This is a genomic window from Amycolatopsis kentuckyensis (genome assembly GCF_002155975.1).
In the GTDB taxonomy this organism is placed as follows: domain Bacteria; phylum Actinomycetota; class Actinomycetes; order Mycobacteriales; family Pseudonocardiaceae; genus Amycolatopsis; species Amycolatopsis kentuckyensis.
Genome location: NZ_MUMI01000015.1, coordinates 14,192 through 29,978, shown reverse-complemented (window position 1 = coordinate 29,978; position 15,787 = coordinate 14,192). Strand labels below are relative to the sequence as shown.

The following is a 15,787-nucleotide window of genomic DNA, read 5'->3' as shown; positions in this document are numbered from 1 at the left end:
GGCCGCGCACGGGGTGAGCCGCGCGGCCGCCACCTTCCCGACCGCCTCGACGATCGCGCGGTCCGGCTCGGCGGACGAGTACAGCAGGTCCGCGTAGGTCCCGTCGGTGCCGGCGCGGGCCGTCGACTTCGCGTCGTCCCAGGCGCGGGCCAGGCGGCCGCGGGCCAGGGGGCTCCAGACGATCGTGCCGACACCCTCGTCCAGGCAGAGCGGGATCATCTCGCGCTCTTCTTCGCGGGCCAGCAGGTTGTAGTGGTCCTGCATGGACACGAACCGCGCCCAGCCGTGCTGCTTCTGCAGGTGCAGGGCCTTGGCGAACTCCCATGCGAACATCGACGACGCGCCGAGGTAGCGCACCTTGCCGGCCTTCACCAGGTCGCTGAGCGCCTCCAGGGTCTCCTCCAGCGGTGTCGAGTGGTCGTTGCGGTGGATCTGGTAGAGGTCGACGTAGTCGGTGCCCAGCCGCCGCAGCGAGTGGTCGATCTCGGTCATGATCGCCTTGCGGGACAGGCCTTTCCCGTTCGGGCCGGGACGCATCGGGTGGCGCAGCTTGGTGGCGATCACGACGTCGTCGCGGTCGGCGAAGTCCTTGAGCGCGCGGCCGAGGATCTCCTCGCTGGACCCGTTCGAGTACATGTTCGCGGTGTCGAAGAAGTTGATGCCCGCTTCGAGGGCGTGCTGGATCAGCGGGCGGGCCTGCTCTTCGCCGAGGGACCAGACGGGGTGGCCGCGGTCGGGCTCGCCGTAGCTCATCGCGCCGATCGCGACGGGTGAGACGTCCAGGCCGGTGGTGCCGAGCTTCACGTAACGCATGGGGTTCTCCTGACGGGCAACTCGCGGAGGATTCTCCGGATCTGACACCGAAACTAGCGGAGGATTCTCCGCATGTCAACGATGAGGCATGATCGGGGCATGACCGACGGCACGTACGGCACCCAGCGCAAGGCCGCCGCGCGCAACCGGATCGCGATCATCGAGGCCGCTCACGAGCTGTTCGCGCAGAACCCGCTGGTGCCGCTGAGCGAGGTCGCCAAGCGCGCCGGCGTCGGCGCCGGGACCCTCTACCGGCACTTCCCGACCCGCGAAGACCTGATCCTCGGCGCCTACCAGCACGACATCGAACGCCTGACGACCACCGCCGACGAGGTGCTGGCTCGCCATTCGTCCGCGAAGGCGGCCTTCGTCGAGTGGTTCGAGACCCTGTCGGCCTACATCCGCGTCAAGCACGGCCTCGGCGACGCGTTGCACAGCGCCGCGGCCCAGGAGCTGATCAGCGCTTCGTGGGCGCCCACCACCGCCGCCGTCAAGAAGCTCGTCGACGCCTGCGTGGCCGAGGGCACCATCGCGCCCGGGCACGACCCCGCCGACATCATCATGCTCATGAGCTTCCTGTGGCGCGTGGCGAACAACGACGACGGCGCGGCCCAGGGCCGACGGCTGATCGCCGCCGTCTTCCAGGGCCTTCAGGCGCCGCCGCAACCCGCCTGAGCGACGTCAGGAAACGCGCGGTGCCGGGTTGAGCGCCCGCCGGGCCGGATGACCGGTCCCGGGGTGCGGAGCAGTATGCCGCTCACCGGCACACGCGTTGAGCAGCGGAAATGGTGAAAAACTCACCCTCTTGACCGATTCAAGGGCAAGACAAGTCTTGTCAGCCGGAACACGCTCTCGTTACAGTCCGCTTAGTTAGGAAAGTTTCCTAACTGTTTCCGTCAGTCACCCGACGCCGCAGCCCACCAGCCACCGCCAGGCCCGTAAGGAGCGCGACGTGCCGTCCACCCGCCTACGTCCTCTAGCCCGACTCACCCCGGTGATCGCCGCCGTGGTGCTGTTGCCGTCCGCGATCGCCGCGGCCGCCACCACCCAGGCCGCCGATGTCCTGCTGTCGCAGGGAAAACCCGTGGCCACCTCGACGATCGAAGGCTCGTCCTACACCGGTGCCAAGGCCGTCGACGGCAGCACCACCACCCGCTGGGCCAGCGCCGAAGGCTCCGACCCGCAGTGGCTGCGGATCGACCTCGGCCAGTCCGCGAGCATCCACCGCGTCGTCCTCAACTGGGAAGCCGCCTACGCGAAGAAGTACCGGATCGAGGTCTCCGACGACGGCACGTCCTTCACCACCGCCGCCACCATCGACACCGGCGACGGCAAGATCGACGACCTCGGCGGCCTCACCGCCCACGGCCGCTTCGTGCGCTTCGTCGGCCTCACCCGCGCCACCAGCTACGGCTACTCGTTCTGGGAGATGCAGGTCTTCGGCAGCACGGACTCCTCCGGCGACACCCAGGCCCCGAGCACCCCGGCCGGTCTCACCGCGGGCACGGCGACCGCCACGAGCGTCCCGCTGACCTGGGGCGCCGCCACCGACAACGTCGGCGTCACCGGGTACGACATCCTCCGCAACGGCACGGCCGTCGCCACCAGCGCGACGACGTCCTACACCGACACCGGGCTCACCCCCGCCACGAGCTACACCTACGCGGTCCGCGCGCGCGACGCCGCGGGCAACGTCTCGGCCGTGAGCGCGCCGATCACGGTCAAGACCGCGGCCGGGAGCGCCGGATTCGTCCTCGCGGCGGCCGGTGACATCGCCGAGCGCTGCACCGCGAGCAGCTCGAGCTGCGTCCACCCCAAGACCGCGAAGCTCGTCGAAACCATGAACCCCGCGGCCGTGATCACCATGGGCGACAACCAGTACGACGAGCCCACTCTCACCGACTTCAAGAACTACTACGACAAGAGCTGGGGCAAGTTCAAGAGCATCACCCGCCCGATCCCGGGCAACCACGAGTCCTACAGCGGGTTCACCGGCTACGACCAGTACTTCGGCGCCATCGCCAAGCCGCAGGGCCAGCGGTACTACAGCTGGGAAATGGGCAACTGGCACTTCATCGCCCTCGACTCCAACGACTTCGTCACCCACGACGAGTTCGCCGAGCCGCCCCAGATCACCTGGCTGAAGCAGGACCTCGCCAAGAACACGAAGGGCTGTGTGGCCGCCTACTACCACCACCCGCGGTGGAGCTCCGGTGACCACGGGGACAACACCGACAGCACCGAGCTGTGGAACCTCCTGGTGGCCAACAAGGTCGACCTCGTCCTCAACGGGCACGACCACGACTACGAGCGGTTCGTGCCCGTTGAGGACGAGNNCCGGCGCACCCGACCACGGCCAAGCTGCTGAAGACCTACGGCGTCCTCAAGCTGTCGATGACGGACACGTCGTTCCAGACGCAGCTGATCGGCGTCGACAGCAAGGTCCTCGACAGCAGCCCGACCTACACCTGCCACTAGGAGGCGCGGGCATGTACATCGCGGCAAGCCGTACCTCGGACCTGGCCGACGGAACCGACCGCAAGCCGGCGCTGAAGCGGGTGTCCGCCAACGTGGTGGCGCTCGGGATGGTCAGCCTGGTCACCGACGTCTCGTCGGAGATGGTCACCGCCGTCCTCCCGCTCTACCTGGTGCTCGGCCTCGGCCTCAACCCGCTGCAGTTCGGGCTGCTCGACGGGCTCTACGCCGGTGCCACCGCGGTCGTGCGGGTGCTCGGCGGGCACCTCGCCGACCGGTGGCGGCGGCTCAAGGCGGTCGCCGGGTTCGGGTACGGCTTGTCCGCGGTGTGCAAGCTCGGCCTGGTCGCGGCCGGTTCCTCGGTCGCGGCCATCGGGGTCGTCCTCGCCGCCGACCGCACCGGCAAGGGGCTGCGCACCGGCCCGCGGGACGCGCTGATCTCGCTCAGCAGCGAGCCGGCGACCCTCGGCCGGTCGTTCGGGGTGCACCGGGCGATGGACACCGTCGGCGCGTTCCTCGGCCCGCTGGTGGCGATGGCCGTCCTCGCCGTGAGCCTCGGCAGCTACACCAGCGTGTTCTTCACCAGTTTCTGCATCGCGGCCATCGCCGTGCTGCTGCTGGCGCTGTTCGTCCGCGACCGGCCCGGCACCGTCGACCGCGCGGCGGTGTCCGCACGAGCCGCGCTCGGCCTCCTGCGGCAGCGGGACTTCCGGCGCGTCGCGCTCTGGGCGGCGCTGCTGGGCCTGGTGACGGTCGGTGACTCGTTCGTCTACCTGGTCCTGCAACGGCGCTGGGAGATCGCGGCGACCTACTTCCCCCTGCTGCCGCTGGGCACCGCCGGGGTCTACCTGCTGCTGGCCGTCCCGCTCGGCAAGCTCGCCGACCGGGTCGGCCGCTGGCCGGTGTTCCTCGGCGGCCACGTGGCCCTGTGCCTGGCCCTGGTGCTGCTCTGCGGTCCGGCCTCCATGGCGTTCGCCGTGGTCGCGCTGGGCCTGCACGGCGTGTTCTACGCGGCCACCGACGGCGTCCTGATGGCCGCCGCCGGGCCGTTCATCCCGGCCGGCCTGCGCGCCACCGGGCTGGCCGTGGTGCAGACGGGTCAGGCCGTGGCCCGGATGCTCTCTTCCGTCCTCTTCGGACTGGCGTGGACGCTGTGGGACCTGCGCCCCGCGGTGCTCGTCGCCGCGGTCTGCCTGGCCGCCGTCGCCCTCGCCGCCGCCTTCGCGAAACCGGTGCGCCCGTGAAGAAAATCGTCCTCGCCCTCACCGGCACGGCCCTCCTGGTCGCCGCCGCCGCGACGTACACGATCAGCGCCCGGCACGACACCGCGGCCGCCGAACCGGCCGCCGCGCTGAGCCTCGCCCCCGGCCAGTTGTTCTTCCGCGACACGGCCACCGGCCGCGTCGGCGCCGTCCCGCTCGGCGAAACCACGGCGAAACCGCAGCTCAGCGGCCTGAAGTGCGACCGGTTCGCGGTGGCGGAGCAGACGGCGGTGTGCCTGGCGGCCCGGCCCGGCACCCTCCCGGCGATCACCGACGCCCTCGTCCTCGACGACCACCTCGCCGTCCGCCACACCGAAACCCTGCCCGGGACGCCGAGCCGCGCGCGCGTCTCCCCGGACGGCAAGCGCGTCTACTGGACGCTGTTCGTCACGGGCGACTCCTACGCCGAGACCGGCTTCTCCACCCGCGCCGGGCTCTACGAGGTCGACACCGGACGGCTGGTCAAGACGATCGAGGAGCTCCCGGTCTTCAAGGACGGCAACCGCTACTTCTCCCACGACGTCAACTACTGGGGCATCACCTTCGCTCCCGACGGCAACCGCTTCTACGCCACCCTCGGCAGCAAGGGCAAGACGTACCTCGTCGAAGCCGACTACCGGCGCTACCGGGGCAAGACCCTGCGCGAGAACGTCGAGTGCCCGTCGCTGTCCCCGGACGGCAAGCGGGTCGCCTTCAAGAAGAAGGTCGCCGACGGCGTCTGGCGGCTGTCGGTGCTGGACCTCGGGACGCTGAAGGAGACCGAGCTCGCCGAAACCCGCAGCGTCGACGACCAGGCCCTCTGGCAGGACGACCGCACGATCCTCTACGGGCTGGAGAACGCCGTCTGGGCGGTCCCCGCCGATGGCTCCGGCACGCCGCGCCGCCTGGTGGACGGAGCGGCGTCGCCGGCTGTCACTCAGGACCCGAGGTAGCGCACCTGACCGCCCTTCCCGCGTTCGTAGCCCTCCCGCCCGGCCAGGTGCTCGGGCACGCCGACCTCCCACCAGGCCCCGGCTTCGGTCCAGCTCGACGGCTGCGTCCTGACCACGACGACTGCCGGACGCTGCTCCGCAACGGCCGCCTCGCGGGCCGACGCGTACGCCGCACGAAGGGAGTCCACAGTGGACGCCGTGAACACCACGCACCCCAGTGATTCCGCATGGCGCGCGAAGTCGACTCGCGGCGGCGAAGCGTGCGAAGTCGTGCAGTCGGCGTAGAAGTTGTTGAACGGCTTCCCGCCCTGGCCCTCCTGCAGCCGCGCGATCACGGCGTACCCGTCGTTGTCGCAGACGACCGCGACGAACGGGTGACCGGCGAACGCGGCCGAGAACAGCTCCGAGTTCAGCATCAGGTACGAGCCGTCGCCCAGCAGCGTCGTCACCAGGCCCGGGTGGGCGATCGCGGCGCCCCACGCGCCGCACAGCTCGTAGCCCATGCAGGAGAAGCCGTATTCGACGTCCATCGAGACCGAACCGGACCCGCGCCAGCCACCGATGAGCTCGCCCGGCAGCCCGCCCGACGCCGTCATGACGTAGTCGCCGGCCGCCGAGAGGTCGTTGACCACCCCGACGACCTGCGCGTACGACGGCAGCTCGCCCGAGGGGGAGCGCAGCGAGTCGATGTGCGCGTCCCAGGAAGCCCGCTCGGAGGCGGCCCGGGACGTCCATTCCTCGTCCACCCGCCAGCTCTCCAGCTGGGCGGCGAGGTCGGCCAGGCCGGCGTCGGCGTCCCCGACCACCGAGAGCGCCCCGTGCTTCACCGCGTCGAACCGGGCCGCGTTGAGCGACACCAGCCGGACGTCGGGGGCGAAGACCGTCCAGGACGCCGTCGTGAAGTCCTGCAGCCGCGTCCCGACCGCGAGCACGACGTCCGCGGCCGCCGCGACGACGTTCGCCGACGTCGACCCGGTGATGCCCAGCGGCCCCGCGTGCAGCGGGTGCCCGTGCGGCACCAGCGTCCGGCCCGCCGTCGTCTCCACGAGCGGAATCCCGTGCCGCTCGGCGAAGTCCAGCGCGCGCTGCCCGGCACCGGAGTACCGGACGCCCCCGCCGAGCACCATCAGCGGGCGGCGGGCGGCACGCAGGACCCCGGCCGCCTCGGTGACCGAGCGCCGGTCCGGACGCGGGCGCAGCGGCCGGTGCGTCACCGGCTCGAACAGCGCGTCCGGGAAGTCGTACGTCTCCACCTGGACGTCCTGCGGCAGCGCCAAGGTCACCGGCCCGGCCTCGGCCGGATCCGTGAGCACTCGTGCGACCTGCGGCAACGTCGAGATCAGCTGTTCGGGCCGGGTGATCCGGTCGAAGTAGCGCGAGACCGCGCGGAAGGCGTCGTTGACCGTCGCGGTCGCGTCGCCGAACGGCTCGATCTGCTGCAGCACCGGGTCGGGCGCCCGGTTGGTGAACGTGTCGCCCGGCAGCAGCAGCACCGGCAGCCGGTTCGCGTGGGCGACGCCGGCCGCGGTCACCATGTTCAGCGCGCCCGGCCCGATCGACGACGTCACGACGCCGACCTGCCGCCGGTGCGTGGCCTTCGCGTACCCGACCGCGGCCAGCGCCATGCCCTGCTCGGTGTGCCCGCGCCAGACCGGGATGTCCCCGCGGTGTTCCTCCAGGGCGGTGCCGAGGCCGAGGACGTTGCCGTGCCCGAAGATCGCGAACACCCCGGGGAACAGCGGGACTTCGCGCCCGTCGAGGGTTTCCGAGCGCTGGGCGAGGATCCAGCGGACCAGCGCCTGAGCCGTCGTCAGTTTCACTGAACACGCCCTTCGTGACTCGTGACGGGGCAGCGCGGATCGAGGTCCTGCGTCGCCCACGTGTCGCGGACCCAGCCGTGCGCGGGGTCGTCGCAGAACGCCATCGAACGTTCCGAAGCCGGTCCGGCCAGGACGTTCAGGTAGTACATCGGGTAGCCCGGCGCGGCCACGCACGGACCGTGGTAGCCGCGCGGGATGAGGAAGACGTCCTGGTCGCGCACCGCGACGTCCTCGTCCAGCTCGCCGTCGGCGGTGTACGTCCGGTGCAGGCCGAAGCCCTCGCGGGACGGCGTCACGCCGTCGCGGCCGGCGATGCGGAAGTAGTAGATCTCCTCGTTGACGACCTCGCACTCGGTCGCTTCGTCGTGCTTGTGCGGCGGGTAGGACGACCAGTTGCCGCCCGGGGTGATCAGCTCGCACGCGTTGAGCTTGTCGGCGTGGTCCCACACCCCGGGCACACCGAAGTTGGTCACCTGCCGCGTCGCCTGCCCGGCACCGCGCACCTCGACCGGGACGTTCTCGGCCGGGCCGTATGCGGGGTCGAGACGGCGGGTGCAGCGCGCCATCGGCAGCGCGACCTCCAGACCGCCCTTTGTCGACAACTCGACTTCGGCGTCCCGTGGGACGTAGGCGAAGTCCGTCACGCGCGCGAAGACCGAGTCGCGGCCGCGGAGTTCGAAGACCCGCCCGTCGACCCGGACGGTCGCGGAACCGGCCAGCGGCAACACGAACGCTTCGAACTCGCCGGTGTGCAGGACCCGCGTCTCGCCGGGGGCCAGGGAGAGCACCCGCAGGCCGGAGTACCGCCATCCCGCGGTGTCCGGGGTCAGCCGGACCGGGTCGGCGTCGTCGGACAGTGTCCCGAGTGGACGGTGCAGCTTGCTCACTTCGCGGCCTCCTCCAGTGCCTTTGCGGCGGCTTCGACAGCATCGCGGGTGTTCCCGCCGAGCCGGGTGTGGCCCATGACCAGGCCGCGGACGACCCCGTGCGACAGCGTCCCGCCCGACGGCAGGCCGCCGAGCACCACCGGCAGCGTCGTGGCGCCGAGGACGGCGGCAGAGCTGGTGGGTGGCAGCTGCAGCCAGGTGTGCGCCGACGTCGTCCCGAGGCCGGACGCGATGGTGACCGCCCGCGCCAGCGACGCCGGGTCCTCCTGCAGCTCGATCATGGCGATCAGGCCGTACGCGGCCAGCTCGGTGACAGCCTCGGCGCAGGCCGGCAGGTCCGGGGCGGTGCCGGCCAGGCGCAGCAGCATCTTGCCGCCGTCGAGGCCGCAGTCGATCAGCGTCCGGGCGTCGTAGCCGGTGAACCGGTCGTCGCGGTTCATCGCCCCGAAGACGACCTTGTCGTGCAGTGCGCCGAGCAGAAGCAGCTCCTCGACGATGTCCGGGGTGCCGAGGATGCCGTCGACGGCCGGATTCTCCACCGCGACGAGCAGGCGCTCCAGCAGCGTCCGCCGGTCGGGCTGTTCCTCGTGATCGGCGGCGACGAGGAACAGGGTGCCGTTGTCGGACAGCAGCTGCGGACGCCGCTTGCGGGTCGCGTACGCCTGCCGGACCGCGCCGGGGTTCGTCGCGCGGGTGTGCAGGAGCTCCGACCAGCGCTCGTCCGTGAGGATCACAGCAGCTCCTCGATCTCCCCGGCGGTCGGCATGGCGTCGGCGCAGGCCAGCCGCGACGCGACGAGCGCGCCCGCGGCGTTCGCGTACTCCGCGATCCGCACCGGGTCCCAGCCCGACAGCAGCCCGTGGATCAGTGCCCCGCCGAAGCCGTCGCCCGCGCCGAGCCCGCAAACGACCTCGACGCGCTGCGGTGGCACCGTCCAGCGGCCGTCCGGCGTCGCCACGAGGACGCCTTCGGTGCCCTTCTTGATCACGGCCAACCGGAGACCCCGCGAAAGCATCCGGTCCGCGGCCGTGTCCGGGTCCGCGGTGCCGACGGCGACCTCCACCTCGGTCCGGTTGCCGACCGCGACCGTGACGTGGTCGAGCATCCCGCCGATCTCGGCGCGGGCCTGCTCGACGGACGGCCAGAACATCGGCCGGTAGTCCAGGTCCAGGACGGTGTGCTCACGGCGGCCCCGGGCTTCGAGGATCTTCCGCTGGGTCGCCCGGGCCGGTTCCACGGACACGCCGGTGCCGGTGACCCACAGCAGCGGCACCGATTCGACGACGTCCCAGGGCACGTCTTCGTCGGTGAGCGTGAGGTCGGGGGCGATGGGGGAGCGGTAGAACAGCAGCGGCGGGTCCGCGGGCGGGTTGAGCTCGCAGAACACGACCGGCGTCTGCAAGTCCGGCGAGGTGCCCACGAAGTCCGGCGAGACGCCGAAGCCGTCGAGGGCCTGCCGGACGTAGTCGCCGAAGCCGTCCGGGCCGACCTTGGTGAGCACCGCCGTGCGCCGGCCGAGCCGCGCGGCGGCGACCGCGACGTTGGTCGCGGTCCCGCCGAGCGACTTGGCGAACGTGCTGACCCCGGCCAGCGGTACGCCGCTCTGTTCCGGGTAGAGGTCGACGCCCACCCGGCCGATCGTCAACGCTTCGATGGTCATGCCGCCTCCGCGGGGAAGTGTGCGTCGGCGGGCCTCACGCCTTCTCCACCTGCCGCAGCTCGTGTTCCAGGGCTTCGAGCTCCGCACCGCCCGCCATCTGCCGGGTCAGCTCGCCGATGTCGATCTCGGACTTTTCGTAGTGCCCGAGCGCGGCGCCCCGCTTGAGCAGCAGGAACCGGTCGGCGACCGGGTAGGCGTGGTGCGGGTTGTGCGTGATCAGCACGACGCCGAGGCCGCGATCCCGGGCCTGGGCGACGTACTTCAGCACCACCCCGGCCTGCTTGACGCCGAGCGCCGCCGTCGGCTCGTCCAGGATCAGCACCTTCGCGCCGAAGTACACCGCCCGCGCGATCGCGACGCACTGGCGCTCGCCGCCCGAGAGCGTCCCGACCGGCTGCTCGACGTCCCGCAGGTCGATGCCCATGTCGGACAACGCCTTCTTGGTCGTCTCGCGGCCCTTCTTGCGGTCGAGCATCTTGAACGGGCCGAATCCGGTCGTCGGCTCGGAGCCGAGGAAGAAGTTCCGCCAGACGCTCATCAGCGGCACCACGGCGAGGTCCTGGTACACGGTCGCGATGCCGCGGTCGAGGGCCTCGCGCGGCGAGGCGAACTTCACGGGCTCGCCCTCGACGAGGAACTCGCCGCGGTCGTGCTGGTGCACGCCGGCCAGGATCTTGATCAGCGTGGACTTCCCGGCGCCGTTGTCGCCGAGCACGCAGGTGACCTCGCCCGCATTGACCACAGTGGACACATCGCGCAGCGCGATCACGCTGCCGTACGTCTTCCCGATGTCCTTCACTTCCAGCAAGCTCATCGGCGTACCCTCTCCGCGCGGCGCCGGAAGGCGTTGTTGACCAGGACCGCGGCCAGCAGCATGACGCCGAGGAACAGCATGAACCAGTCGCTGTTCCACTGCGCGAACACGATGCCCTGGCGGGCCATGCCGAAGATCAGCGCACCGATCGCCGCGCCCACCGCCGAGCCGAACCCGCCGGTGAGCAGGCAGCCGCCGATCACCGCCGCGATGATGTACTGGAACTCCAGCCCGATGCCCTGGTTGGCCTGCACGCTGGCGAAGCGCAGGATGTTGATCGAGCCGACCAGCCACGCGCCGAGCGCGGTGCCCATGAACAGCAGGATCTTCGTGCGCACCACCGGCACGCCGACCGAGCGGGCCGACACCTGCGACCCGCCGACCGCGAAGATCCAGTTGCCGAACCGGGTCCGCACCAGCAGCCACGCGGCGATCGCCGTGACGACGATCCACCAGACGATCGACGACTGGAACTCGGTGCCGCCGATGTCGAACGTCGAGGCGAACAGCCCGCCGGCCGACTCGTAACCGCTGGTCGAGCGCATGCCCGAGACCTGGACGGTGTTGGTGACCAGCCGCGTCACGCCGAGGTTGAGCCCCTGCAGCGCCAGGAACGACCCGAGCGTGACGATGAAGCTGGGCAGCCCGGTCTTCATCACCAGCCAGCCGTTGAACGCCCCGACGCCGAGCGCGAAGGCCAGCGAAGCCAGCAACGCGAGCCAGACGTTCCAGCCCGCCTGCGTCGCCAGGATCGCGGTGACCAGCGACGTCGACGCCGTCATCACGCCGGCCGAGAGGTCGAACTCGCCGCCGACCATGAGCAGCGCGACCACGACGGCCATGATGCCCAGCGTCGAGGAGTCGTCGAGCCAGGTGGCCACGCCCAGCGGGCTGAGGAACTGGCCGGTGACGACCGAGAAGAAGACGAAGACCAGCACCGCACCGAGGAGCGCGCCGATTTCGGGGCGGACGACCAGGCGGTCGGTCAGCCCTTTCCTGGCGACGCGCTCGTCGGGCTGGGCCTGGATCGCTGTGGTCATCGCGTGCCGCGCTGCGCGTACGGGGCCACGGTGTCGATGTTGGTCTTGTCGACGAAGCCGGGGCCGGTCTGCACCGGGTGGCCGCCGCCGATGGTGTTCCCGTTCTCCTTGTACAGCTTGAGGAACACGATCGGCAGGTAGCCCTGCTCGTACTGCTGCTGGTCGACGGCGAAGAGGATGCTGCCGTCCTTGATGGCCGCGACGACGTCGGCGTTCAGGTCGAACGTGGCCACCTGGGCCTTCGAGCTCGCTTCCTTCGCCGCGGCGACCGCGCGGGCCGCGACCTGCGAGTTCAGCGCCAGCACCGCGTCGATCGACGGGTCGGACTGCAGGGCGCCGCGGATCCGGGCCTGCGCGTCGGTCGGGTTGGAGATGTCGACCTGCAGCGTGGTGACGTTGCCGAAGGTCTGCTTCGCGCCGTCGCAGCGCTGGTTCTGGCCGATGTTGCCGGCCTCGTGGATGACGCACAGCAGCTTGGTCTTGCCGGCCGCCTTGAGCCGCTGGCCGGCGCCCTGGCCCGCGAGGCCCTCGCTCTGCCCGACGTGCGCGATCGCGCCGAACTGGGCGCTGAAGTCCTCGCCGGAGTTGATGGTGATGACCGGGATGCCGGCCTTCACGGCGTTCTGGATCGACGTCTGCAGGGCCTGCGGGTTCGCCATCGAGACGACCAGGCCGCCGACCTTCTGCGCGACCGCGTTGTCGATCAGCCGCGCCTGGTTGCCCGGGTCGCCGTCGGAGAAGTAGTCGACGCCGACGTTCAGGTCCTTGCCCGCCTGCTCGGCGCCGTTCTTGACGACGTTCCAGAAAGCGTCGCCGGCGCTGCCGTGGGTGACCACGGCGACCTTGAGCGGGCCGCCCGCGCTCGGCGCCGCGGCCGAGGAGCTGCCGCTGGCGCTGGTGTTCGAGTTGTCGGCGGTCGGGCCGCTGCAGGCGGACAGGACCAGCCCGGCGGCGGCGATCGCCGCCACGCCGGCCAGCTTCTTGAGAGAAAACACAGTCGCTCCTTTGGGACCAGGTTTCAGAGGGAGTCGGTGATCTTCGCGAGGTGGGCCAGGCTGCGCTCGGTGTCCTGCCGGGGTAGGTCGTCGGGGCTCGAGTCGCCGAGGGCGGTGTCCTGTTCGAGGACGTACCAGCCGTCGTAGCCGGCGGCCTGGACGGAGCGCACCATCGCCGCCACGTCCACGTCGCCCTCGCCGAGCGGGGTGTACATGCCCCGCCCGACCGCGTCGGTGTAGGCCAGCCGGCCCGCGCGGACCTCGGCCGCCAGGTCTTCCCGGACGTCCTTGAGATGCACGTGCCCCACCCGTTCGGGATACCGCTTCGCCAGCTCCACCGGATCCGTCCCGCCGATCATCAGGTGCCCGGTGTCGAGGCACAACCCGAGATCGGAATCGGCGAGGAAGCGCTCGACCTCGGCCTGCTGCTCCACGTGCGTCCCGACGTGCGGGTGCAGCACCGTGCGCAGGCCGTGGGCGGCGGCGATGTCGCGGATCTTGCCCGCGGTGCCGACCAGCGTCGCCCATTCGGTGTCGCTGAGCTGCGGGCGGTCGTCGTAGCCGTCGAGACCGGTCGCGGCGGCGAGGACCAGGACGTCACCCCCGCAGGCGGCGAAGAGCGCGGCCGACTCCTCGGCCTCGCGCAGAGCCTGCTGCTGGTTTTCGTGGAGGACGACGGCGAGGAAGCCGCCGACGAGCTTCAGGTCGTAGCCGGCCAGCAGCTCCCGCAGCTCGGCGGGCTCGCGGGGGAGGTACCCGGGCGGGCCGAGCTCGGTGGCCTGGACGCCGAGCGCCGCCATCTCGCCGAGCACGGTGGCCGCGTCCAGCACCCGGCCCCAGCCCGGTACTTCGCAGACACCCCAGGAGATCGGGGCGGCGGCCACGCGGATCGTCGCTGTCACAAGGGGCCTCCGTTGGTCCGTTGGAGCGCTCTATTGATTAGAGCGCTCTAATCTTGTAGCGTCCGTCACAGCAAAGTCAAGGCCGAGTTTCCGGTGATCAGGGGAGGTGCGCATGGTGCGTCCGACGATGGAGGACGTCGCCGCACGGGCGGGAGTTTCCCGCGCACTGGTCTCCTTGGTGATGAACAATTCGCCGAAGGTCTCCGAGGCCCGGCGTGCGGCGGTGCTGCGCGCGGCGGAAGAACTCGGCTACCAGCCGCACGTGATGGCGCGGTCGCTGGCCAGCCGGACGTCCACCGTGCTCGGCGTGATGGTCAACGACCTGCGCAACGCCTTCTTCGCCGACGTCGTCGAGGGGCTCGACGCGGCCGCGCAGGCCGCGGGCTTCGACCTGATCCTCAACACCGGCGGCCGCAGTCCCACCCGCGAGTGGAACGCCCTGCACAACCTGCTTTCCTTCCGCCCGGCGGGGATCATCCTGCTTTCGCCGGTCGTGCCGGCGGCGTCGATCCAGATCGCGGCCAAGCAGTGCCCGGTCGTGCTGGTCTCGCGGACGATCCGCTCGTCCGCGGTGGACACGGTGAACGACGACGGCGAAGCGGGATCCGCGCTGGCCGTCGACCACCTCGTCGGCCTCGGGCACCGGCGCATCGCCCACCTGGACGGCGGGGGCGCGGCCGGTGCGGCCCAGCGGCGCCGCGGGTTCCAGTCGGCGATGCGGAAGCACGGGCTGGAGCCGATCGTCGTGCGCAGCGAGCACACCGACACCGGCGGCGAGAAGGCCGTGCGCGAACTGCTGGCGACGTACTCGCGGCCCGATCTGCCGACGGGTTTGGTGGCGGGCAACGACTTCAACGCCGTCGGGGCGATTTCGGCCCTGGAGGAAGCGGGGCTGCGCGTGCCGGAAGACGTGTCGGTCGTGGGTTACGACAACACGTCGCTGGCGGCGCTGCGGCACCTTTCGTTGACCACAGTGGACCAGCCGCGCACCGAGATGGGGCGGCTGGCCTTCGAAGCGCTGATCGAGCGCGTCCGCGGGGAGCGCACGGAGCCGGTCCGGCACCTGCTGCACCCGTCCTTGGTGGTCCGGGCGACCACGGCCGAGATTTCTGCGACAGGAGGAGCACCACGATGAGGTTGGGATTGGCGGGCACCGGCCGGATCGGCACCGCGCACGCGGAGACGCTGAAGGGCTTCGAGGAGGTCGAATCGGTCGTCGTGGCCGACGTCGACACCGCGCGAGCCGCTTCCGCCGCCGCGAAGCTCGGCGTCGAGTCGGTGTCCCTCGACGAGCTGTTCGCCGCGGGCCTCGACGGCCTGGTCGTCACGGCGGCCACGGACGCGCACCCCGGCCTGATCATCGCGGCGGTCGACGCGGGCATCCCGGTGTTCTGCGAGAAGCCGGTCGCGGCGGACATCCCGGGCACCCTGGCGGTGATCGACCGGATCGGCGCGTCGGATGTCCCGGTCCAGATCGGCTTCCAGCGCCGCTTCGACGCGGGCTACGCGGCGGCGAAGGCGGCGGTGGAGTCGGGGGAGCTGGGCTGGCTGCACACGCTGCGCGCGACGACGTTCGACCCGTCGCCCCCGCCGGCGGAGTACGTCGCCCACTCGGGTGGGTTGTTCCGCGACTGCGGCGTCCACGACTTCGACATCATCCGCTGGGTGAGCGGCCGCGAGGTCGACGAGGTGTACGCGATCGGCGCGAACCGCGGCGAGCGGTTCTTCGCCGACGCGGGTGACGTCGACACGGCGGCGGCCACGCTGACCCTGGACGACGGCACCTTGGCGACGGTGTCGATGACCCGCTACAACGGCGCGGGGTACGACGTGCGCCTCGACGTCCTGGGCTCGGTGTCGGGCGTGGTCGTCGGCCTGGACGACCGGGCGCCGCTGCGGTCGGTGGAGCCGGGCGTGGCACCGCTGCCCGGGCCGGCGTACCCGGGGTTCATGGAGCGCTTCCGCCCGGCCTACACGACGGAGCTGCGCGCGTTCCTGGACGTCGTCGCGGGCCGGGCCCCTTCGCCGTGTGGAGCGGCGGACGCGCTGGAGGCGTTCTACATCGCGGAGGCTTGCGAGGTCTCCCGCCGCGAACGCCGCCCGGTCAAGCTGGCAGAGGTCCGCCGCTGACCCGTATCTCGCGTGATTGAAGCCGGATCTCGCGTGTCTGGAGCCGGAACTCGCGAG

The 15,787-nt window shown here is 71.1% G+C and carries 14 protein-coding genes and 1 pseudogene; 6 read left to right on the top strand and 9 right to left on the bottom strand.

What is annotated here, in order from left to right:
* Positions 1 to 813, bottom strand: an 813-nt coding sequence (locus tag CCN39_RS01345) for an aldo/keto reductase (protein ID WP_086837974.1), incomplete at its 3' end; no start/stop codon positions are given.
* 99 nt (positions 814 to 912) lie between these two features.
* Here CCN39_RS01345 and CCN39_RS01340 point away from each other — a divergent pair.
* The 4 genes and pseudogenes from CCN39_RS01340 (at position 913) to CCN39_RS01325 (ending at position 5,482) form a co-directional block, all read left to right on the top strand.
* Entirely contained in the window at positions 913 to 1,488 is a 576-nt protein-coding gene (locus tag CCN39_RS01340) for a TetR/AcrR family transcriptional regulator (protein ID WP_086837973.1), read from the top strand.
* Between the two features lie 319 nt (positions 1,489 to 1,807).
* Positions 1,808 to 3,291: pseudogene (locus CCN39_RS01335) on the top strand (discoidin domain-containing protein).
* Between the two features lie 11 nt (positions 3,292 to 3,302).
* A complete protein-coding gene (locus CCN39_RS01330; RefSeq protein ID WP_086837972.1) occupies positions 3,303 to 4,532 on the top strand; it encodes an MFS transporter in 1,230 nt (409 codons plus the stop codon).
* The gene (locus CCN39_RS01325; protein WP_086837971.1) at positions 4,529 to 5,482 is read left to right on the top strand and encodes a TolB family protein; all 954 of its coding nucleotides are present in this window, start codon (positions 4,529 to 4,531) and stop codon (positions 5,480 to 5,482) included. Before CCN39_RS01330 ends, CCN39_RS01325 begins: the two co-directional genes overlap by 4 nt.
* On the opposite strand, the gene iolD is transcribed toward CCN39_RS01325, so the two are convergent.
* Genes iolD through CCN39_RS01285 form a run of 8 tightly spaced genes read right to left on the bottom strand, consistent with a single transcriptional unit; the run spans position 5,467 to position 13,600 of the window.
* Complete coding sequence (gene iolD, locus CCN39_RS01320) at positions 5,467 to 7,302, bottom strand: 3D-(3,5/4)-trihydroxycyclohexane-1,2-dione acylhydrolase (decyclizing) (RefSeq protein ID WP_086837970.1); 1,836 nt, start codon at positions 7,300 to 7,302, stop codon at positions 5,467 to 5,469. The genes CCN39_RS01325 and iolD overlap by 16 nt on opposite strands.
* Positions 7,299 to 8,189, bottom strand: coding sequence for a 5-deoxy-glucuronate isomerase (gene iolB, locus CCN39_RS01315; RefSeq protein ID WP_086837969.1), 891 nt, complete (start codon positions 8,187 to 8,189; stop codon positions 7,299 to 7,301). Before iolB ends, iolD begins: the two co-directional genes overlap by 4 nt.
* Positions 8,186 to 8,923: a Cgl0159 family (beta/alpha)8-fold protein gene (locus tag CCN39_RS01310; protein ID WP_086837968.1), complete on the bottom strand. Its 738-nt coding sequence runs from the start codon at positions 8,921 to 8,923 to the stop codon at positions 8,186 to 8,188. Before CCN39_RS01310 ends, iolB begins: the two co-directional genes overlap by 4 nt.
* Entirely contained in the window at positions 8,920 to 9,849 is a 930-nt protein-coding gene (gene iolC / locus CCN39_RS01305; RefSeq protein WP_086837967.1) for a 5-dehydro-2-deoxygluconokinase, read from the bottom strand. The genes CCN39_RS01310 and iolC overlap by 4 nt, the downstream gene beginning before the upstream one ends.
* 34 nt (positions 9,850 to 9,883) lie before the next feature.
* Positions 9,884 to 10,663: an ATP-binding cassette domain-containing protein gene (locus CCN39_RS01300; RefSeq protein WP_086837966.1), complete on the bottom strand. Its 780-nt coding sequence runs from the start codon at positions 10,661 to 10,663 to the stop codon at positions 9,884 to 9,886.
* Positions 10,660 to 11,703, bottom strand: a complete 1,044-nt coding sequence (locus CCN39_RS01295; protein ID WP_086837965.1) for an ABC transporter permease — start codon at positions 11,701 to 11,703, stop codon at positions 10,660 to 10,662. Before CCN39_RS01295 ends, CCN39_RS01300 begins: the two co-directional genes overlap by 4 nt.
* Complete coding sequence (locus CCN39_RS01290) at positions 11,700 to 12,698, bottom strand: sugar ABC transporter substrate-binding protein (protein WP_086837964.1); 999 nt, start codon at positions 12,696 to 12,698, stop codon at positions 11,700 to 11,702. Before CCN39_RS01290 ends, CCN39_RS01295 begins: the two co-directional genes overlap by 4 nt.
* A 23-nt stretch (positions 12,699 to 12,721) precedes the next feature.
* Positions 12,722 to 13,600: a TIM barrel protein gene (locus CCN39_RS01285; protein ID WP_086837963.1), complete on the bottom strand. Its 879-nt coding sequence runs from the start codon at positions 13,598 to 13,600 to the stop codon at positions 12,722 to 12,724.
* A gap of 112 nt (positions 13,601 to 13,712) precedes the next feature.
* Here CCN39_RS01285 and CCN39_RS01280 point away from each other — a divergent pair, with 112 nt between their 5' ends.
* Positions 13,713 to 14,735, top strand: a complete 1,023-nt coding sequence (locus tag CCN39_RS01280; RefSeq protein ID WP_086837962.1) for a LacI family DNA-binding transcriptional regulator — start codon at positions 13,713 to 13,715, stop codon at positions 14,733 to 14,735.
* Positions 14,732 to 15,730, top strand: a complete 999-nt coding sequence (locus CCN39_RS01275) for a Gfo/Idh/MocA family protein (protein WP_208630098.1) — start codon at positions 14,732 to 14,734, stop codon at positions 15,728 to 15,730. Before CCN39_RS01280 ends, CCN39_RS01275 begins: the two co-directional genes overlap by 4 nt.
* Positions 15,731 to 15,787: the final 57 nt, after the last annotated feature.